Source organism: Clavibacter lycopersici, from assembly GCF_003576405.1.
Taxonomy (GTDB): domain Bacteria; phylum Actinomycetota; class Actinomycetes; order Actinomycetales; family Microbacteriaceae; genus Clavibacter; species Clavibacter lycopersici.
In genome coordinates, this window is sequence record NZ_QWGT01000200.1 from 1 (window position 1) to 5,142 (window position 5,142).

General features: G+C 74.8%; 6 protein-coding genes. 5 read left to right on the top strand and 1 reads right to left on the bottom strand.

What is annotated here, in order from left to right; all coding sequences use genetic code 11:
• The 5 genes from DZG00_RS11950 to DZG00_RS11970 all read left to right on the top strand — a co-directional run.
• The coding region (locus DZG00_RS11950; protein WP_311135918.1) for a LacI family DNA-binding transcriptional regulator at positions 1-1,082 on the top strand (1,082 nt) is incomplete at its 5' end.
• Positions 1,083-1,247: 165 nt separating this feature from the next.
• Entirely contained in the window at positions 1,248-1,976 is a 729-nt protein-coding gene (locus DZG00_RS11955; protein WP_119455657.1) for a 2'-5' RNA ligase family protein, read from the top strand.
• Positions 1,977-2,399: 423 nt separating this feature from the next.
• A complete protein-coding gene (locus tag DZG00_RS11960; protein ID WP_119382777.1) occupies positions 2,400-2,819 on the top strand; it encodes a BLUF domain-containing protein in 420 nt (139 codons plus the stop codon).
• Between the two features lie 68 nt (positions 2,820-2,887).
• Positions 2,888-3,538, top strand: coding sequence for a hypothetical protein (locus tag DZG00_RS11965; protein ID WP_233549143.1), 651 nt, complete (start codon positions 2,888-2,890; stop codon positions 3,536-3,538).
• Complete coding sequence (locus DZG00_RS11970; protein WP_199688975.1) at positions 3,538-3,774, top strand: helix-turn-helix domain-containing protein; 237 nt, start codon at positions 3,538-3,540, stop codon at positions 3,772-3,774. Before DZG00_RS11965 ends, DZG00_RS11970 begins: the two co-directional genes overlap by 1 nt.
• 21 nt (positions 3,775-3,795) lie before the next feature.
• On the opposite strand, the gene DZG00_RS11975 is transcribed toward DZG00_RS11970, so the two are convergent.
• Positions 3,796-5,007, bottom strand: coding sequence for a class I SAM-dependent methyltransferase (locus tag DZG00_RS11975; RefSeq protein ID WP_119382776.1), 1,212 nt, complete (start codon positions 5,005-5,007; stop codon positions 3,796-3,798).
• Positions 5,008-5,142 lie beyond the last annotated feature (135 nt).

Below are 5,142 nucleotides of genomic sequence, written 5' to 3' on the forward strand. Positions count from 1 at the left end.
CCGACCCCGCGCCCTGCCGCCGACCCCGGGCCGCCCCCGACGCGGATCCGCGCATGAGCCGCCCCGGCGCCGCCCCCACCATCCACGACGTCGCCGCGCGCGCGGGCGTCTCCAAGTCCGTCGTCTCGCGCGCGCTCTCGGGTGCGCCGGGCGTCGCCGCGGCCACGGAGCGGACGGTCCGCGAGGCCGCCGCCGCGCTCGGCTACGTCGCCAACGCCCACGCGCGCGGGATGTCCGCGCACCGCACCCACACGCTCGGCGTGCTCGTCCGTGACGCCTCCACGCCCTTCTACGGGCACCTGCTCACGGCCCTCCAGCAGCGGGCGTCGGAGCGCGGGTACCGGGTCGTCACCGCCACGGGCTTCGGCGCGTTCGACGTCGCCGAGGAGCGGAAGGCCCTCGAGACCCTCGTCTCGCTGCAGGTCGAGGGGCTCGTCGTGTGCAGCGGCGCGCTGCCGGTGGCCGACATCCTCCCGTCCGCGCAGCGGATCCCCACGGTCGTCGCGGGCCGCCCGGAGGTGGACGCGTCGCTCAGCAGCGTCTACTGCGACGAGACGACGGGCGGCCGGGGCCTCGCCGACCACGTGGCGTCGCTCGGTCACCGCCGCGTCGCCGTCGTCACGCTCGCCCCCGCCATCTCGCTGACGATGTCCGCCCGCACGTTCGCGATGCTCGACCGCCTCCGCGAGCTCGGCCTCGACGTCCTGCACGTGCGCGGCGAGGAGCACGCGGAGGTCCACGTCGACGGCGCGGACTCCGTCGCGCAGGCGATCGTCGACGCGGGCGGCGTGACCGCGATCATGGCCCCGAGCGACGTCTGGGCCCTCGCGATCCTCGACGGCCTCGGCCGCCGCGGCATCACCGCCCCGGCGGACGTGTCCATCACCGGCTACGACGGCCTGCCGCCCTTCACGAGCGAGCTCCTCGGCTTCACCACGTGGCGCCAGCCGATCCCCGTCATCGGCGCCCTCGCCGTCGACGCCGTGGTCGACCGCATCGACGGCACCGTCACGGGCACCCGCCACACGGCGGTCGACGGAGAGCTGATCCCGGGGCGCACGGCCGTCCCCCTCCGCTCCTGACGGGGCCGGCAGCCGTCGCGCGGCCGCCGCGTCGCCGGCCCGCTCGCATCACGCGTCCACCGGCCGTTCACCCCGCGGCCGCTCCCCTCAGCCCGGGGTGTGGCACCGTTGTCGTCGCCTCGTAGGGAACGTTCCCTGCCCCGCTCGACGCCTGGAGGATCCCGCATGGACCACGACGACCCCACCGCCTACGACATCGCCGCACCCGACATCGTCCCCGCGGCGGCGAGCCGCGTCGACATGCGCCCGTCGCTGCTCCCCCGAGACGACAGCGACCCCTACCGCTACGGGATCTTCCTCCGCCCCGACCCGCGCACCTGCCGCGCCGTCACGGTCGTCACCGACCAGATCCGCGCCCAGTACGGCCTCGTGTCCGCGGGCGCCTTCCCCCCGCATGCGACCCTCATCGGGAGCCAGCCGTTCGGGCACGACGAGGCCCGGGTGGTCGAGGCGGTCACCGAGCTCCTCGCCGACCGCCCCGCGTTCCCCGTGCACAACGCGGGCATCCGCGAGCACGGCTTCGGCTTCGTCTACAACGTCGACGAGCGGCCGGACGGCAGCCAGAACGCCGAGCTGCTCGCGCTCGCGGCGGACATCGACCGCGTCGCGGCCCCGTTCCGCCGGCCCATGGGGTCCCCCGAGCACCACTCGTTCGACCCCGCGCGCTTCCGCGCGCACCTCTCGCTCGCCTCGCACGACCTCCTCGTCCGCCCCGACCTGCACGACGAGGTCGGCGCGTTCATCCGCGAGCTCGACGAGCCCGTGCCTGCCGGGTTCACGGGCGACACGGTCGTGATGTACCGCACCGCGAGCCCGGACTGGTCGGGCCGCTGGTGGACCACGCTCACCTGGGAGCACGTGCGCACCTGGACCCTCGGCGGCACGGCGATCTGACCCGGAGGCCGACGCCCGAGGCGCTCCGGATCCGCAGCGCGACAGGCGTCTCACCCTCGCCTCACCCTCGGATCACCCGCACTTCGTGCACTCGGTGTCCCCCTAAATGAGGACCGGCGTCGTAGAGTCGTCGAAGCGCGGCGGGTTCCCCCCGATGCCGCTGCGCGAATGGATACCCGAGGAGCGCCCCGTCGCGTCCCCCCGCACAGCGGGGCAGCTCATCAGATCCCTGCGCGATCCGACCCGAACGGACGCGGCAGCAGCAGGAGCCCGGCGCGCGCCGTACCCGTGGACGCGCCGGGCTCTTGTCGTTCCGCCCACGCACGTCGCCCGCCGATGTCCGGCCCGCGCCGCGCGCGGGCATCCCGTGTCCCGCGGGCGCCCGCGACGCGCCAGGATGGGGGGACGGCCTGAGGGGGACCCATGCGCACGACCGTCTACACGAGCACCGCCACCCGGAACATGACCGACGAGGACCTCGCGGAGCTCCTCGGCCAGTGCATCCGCAACAACGAGGAGACCGGCCTCACGGGCCTGCTCCTGCACCGCGACGGCCGCTTCATGCAGGTGCTCGAGGGCCCGCACGATGCGGTGGAGGCGGTGTTCGCGGCGATCGAGGGGGATCCGCGCCACACCGACGTGCGGTTGCTGCTCGACGAGGAGGTCCCCGCCCGGCAGTTCCCCCAGTGGTCGATGGGCTTCCGCACGGTCGACGACACGACCCTCCGGCAGCTCCGCGGATACGACGACTTCCTCGACCGCCCGGTCTCGGCCGCCGCTCGCCCCGACGCCCCGTCCCGCGCCCGCTGGCTGCTGGAGTGGTTCCGCACGCACCCCGTGTGATCCGCGCGGGCCTCGACAGCGGGCCGGACCGCGTGCGACCATAACGACATTCGTTGTAACGATGATCGATGGGACGCATCATGGGATCCACACCTCTCGCCGGCACCGGGTCCGCGGCGCGACTCACGCGCGGGGTCCTGTGGGCGGCCATCGCGATCGCCGTGCTCGTGCTGCTGGCGGTCGTCGCCGCCGCCGTCGTGAGCGCCGTCGAGACCGTGCGGACCGGCGTGGTGCACACGTCGCTCGAGATGCGCGGATCCCTTCCCGCGGAGGCCGACGCCGGCCCCGCCGACCTCCGCGCGGGCGCCTACCGCACGGCCGAGGTCGCGGTCGGGGAGCTGTCGGGCGGGATCGTCGCGCTGCACGTGGCCCGGATCGCGTTCGACGCGGCCGTCGGCGTCGCGCTGGCCGGCACGGTCGCGATCCTCGCCCGCCGGCTGCTCCGGCCGGATCCGCTCGCCCGCCGCCTCAGCCTCGTCGTCACGCTCGCGGGCGGCACGGTGATGATCGCCGCGCTGCTCTCCCTCGGCACGCGGACCGCGGTCGCGTGGCTCGTCGGCGGCGAGCTCAACGACCCCGCTGCCGGCCTGGAGGGGTTCTGGCCGGTGGTCGCGGAGGTCGACGCGTCGACCATCGCGCTCGGCTTCGCCCTGATGATCGTCGGGCTGGTGGTCGAGCACGGCGAGACCCTGCAGCGCGACACCCGCGGCCTCGTCTGATGGGCGCGGACGACGACTCCCCCACCGGCGTGCACTGCCGCCTCGACGAGCTGCTCGCCGCGCGCGGCATGACGCTGACGCGGCTGAGCGCGATCGTGGGCGTCAGCCAGGTGAACCTCTCGGTGCTGAAGAACGACCGCGCCCGGGCGATCCGCTACTCGACCCTCGTCGCCGTCTGCCGCGCCCTCGAGTGCGAGATCGGCGACCTGCTGGTGCTGGATCCGCCGACGGCCTGATCCGTCGCCAGCGGCCCGGCCCTACGCAGCCGGCTTCGTCGAGACGGCGACCGTGAACTTCGCGTTCCGACCCGCCTCGCGCGTCGGACCGACGATGCGCGTGAGCTGCGGCCGGTAGCCGAGCGGGCTGTTGTAGACGGTCCAGAGCTGGCCGCCGGGGCGGAGCATGCGCGCGGCCGCGGCGAACAGGCGCGGCGCGAGGCCCGCGTGCACGGTCGCGCCCGTGTGGAAGGGCGGGTTCAGGAGCACGAGGTCCACGGATCCGTCGGGCACGGTGGATCCGGCGTCGTCGCGCACCACGGCCACCCGCTCCGCGAGCCCGTTGGCCGCGACGGTGGCGCGCGCGGAGTCGACGGCCGCCCACGACTGGTCGGTCGCGATCACGCGGATGCCCGGCCGGGCGAGCGCCACGGCCGACGCGATGACGCCCGTGCCGCAGCCGAGGTCGACCGCCGTGGCGGCGTCGGCGGGCAGCTCGGGCAGGAAGGTGAGGAGGAAGCGCGTGCCGATGTCGATGCGGGCGCCCGCGAAGGCGGCGCCGTGCGCGCGCACCTCGAGGCCGAGGTCGGGGTGGGACTCTCGGCGGGGGTAGGCGGCGGCGTTGTCGTCGGCGGTCGGGCGGCGGGGCTCGCGCGCCACGAGGATCCGCGACTTCTGCCGCGCGAGGGTCGCGTGCACGTCGCCGAAGTGCCGACGGAGCACATCCGTCATGGCGGGCGTCATGTGCTTGACGCGACCGCCCGCGAGCACGGTCACGTCGTCGGCGGCTGCCCGCGCGACCACGCCGGCCCACTCGTCGAGCGCGTCGAGGCTGCGGGGCAGGCGCGCGATCACGATGCGGGCGCCCGCGGCGAAGTCGAAGTCGAGGCTCTGATGCCGGATCAGCGCCGTCTCGCCGACGAGCTCCGCGTTGAGGTCGAGCGCGGTCTCGGAGGTGAGTGCGTCCTGGTGCACGCGGAGACGGATCGGATCCATCACGCCGTGGCGACGCAACGCAGCGGCAGCCCCGATCGTCAGCGCACCGTAGTCGTCGCCGATGACGACGAGCTCCTCGGGCCTCACGGCATCGCCGTCATCGACGGCGGCATCGAGCAGGGCGGTCACGTGATCGATGAGCAGCCGGTCGGCGGCATCGAAGGCGAAGAGGTTGTCGGCCTCGACGTCGGGGCGCCGACGGAGGGCGCCGAGGTCGAGCAGGTCATCGACGACGCTGGGCGGAGGCGTCGCGCTCACCGGTCGCCGCGCTCGCCCGCATCAGCCGACATCGTGAGCGCCGCCCGGTACAGCACGACCTCGGTCGGCCGCGAGGGCCGCACGCCCGCGCGCAGCGACACGACGTCGCCGTCGCCGCGGGCCGCGAACACGCGC

What these genes read in the sequence shown, in the direction of transcription:
- DZG00_RS11960 (WP_119382777.1), top strand. Translation starts at nt 2,400, where the DNA reads ATGCGCACGACCGTCTACACGAGCACCGCCACCCGGAACATGACCGAC.
- DZG00_RS11970 (WP_199688975.1), top strand. Translation starts at nt 3,538, where the DNA reads ATGGGCGCGGACGACGACTCCCCCACCGGCGTGCACTGCCGCCTCGAC.
- DZG00_RS11955 (WP_119455657.1), top strand. Translation starts at nt 1,248, where the DNA reads ATGGACCACGACGACCCCACCGCCTACGACATCGCCGCACCCGACATC.
- DZG00_RS11965 (WP_233549143.1), top strand. Translation starts at nt 2,888, where the DNA reads ATGGGACGCATCATGGGATCCACACCTCTCGCCGGCACCGGGTCCGCG.